Source organism: Salinimicrobium oceani (assembly GCF_012037645.1).
Window position 1 is genome coordinate 1 of sequence record NZ_JAAVJR010000259.1, and the last position, 585, is coordinate 585.

Consider the following 585-nt stretch of genomic DNA (forward strand, 5'->3'; position numbering starts at 1 on the left):
TAAATGTATGGCTTCTAAATACCGGATGGAGTGGAGGTCCCTACAGCGTGGGTTCCAGGATCAAACTGAAATTTACAAGGGCCTTGATCACTTCAATACTAAAAGGAGAGCTCGAAAGTGTAGAATTTGAAATGCACCCTATTTTTGGATTGTTCATGCCGAAATACTGCCCCGGAATCCCGACTGAGATCCTAAACCCGATGAATACCTGGTTGCAAAAAGGAGCATATATTCAGAAGTCCATTCAGCTGGCACATTCCTTCCACCTGAATTTTGAAAAGTTCTCTGCAGAAGCATCAAAGCAGATCATTGCAGGAGGACCGCTCATCGATGAACATCACCACTTGGAAGCAGAATTCTAACCCTAATTAACCAACAAAGAAAACCGCCCCGGGAATTTCCCTGGGCGGTTTTGATTTTGAAGCTTCCGGCTTCTTCAACTGATTAACACGAATTAATTTTTAGTAAGCCATTTCAAAGTAAGCTTTTTCAAGCACTTCCCGGTGATCTGGATGTGCAATGGAGATCATTGCTTTGGCTCGTTGTTTCAGGTTTTTTCCGAAGATATTTACCACTCCGTATTCC

General features: G+C 42.9%; 2 protein-coding genes. One reads left to right on the forward strand and one right to left on the reverse strand.

Annotation, left to right across the window (positions count from 1 at the left end):
- Positions 1 to 362 (forward strand): phosphoenolpyruvate carboxykinase (ATP) (locus HC175_RS16610; RefSeq protein WP_168139482.1); only part of this gene is annotated, 362 nt, incomplete at its 5' end.
- Between the two features lie 99 nt (positions 363 to 461).
- Here the strand turns inward: HC175_RS16610 and HC175_RS16615 are convergent.
- Positions 462 to 585, reverse strand: a 124-nt coding sequence (locus tag HC175_RS16615) for an acetyl-CoA hydrolase/transferase C-terminal domain-containing protein (RefSeq protein ID WP_168139483.1), incomplete at its 5' end; no start/stop codon positions are given.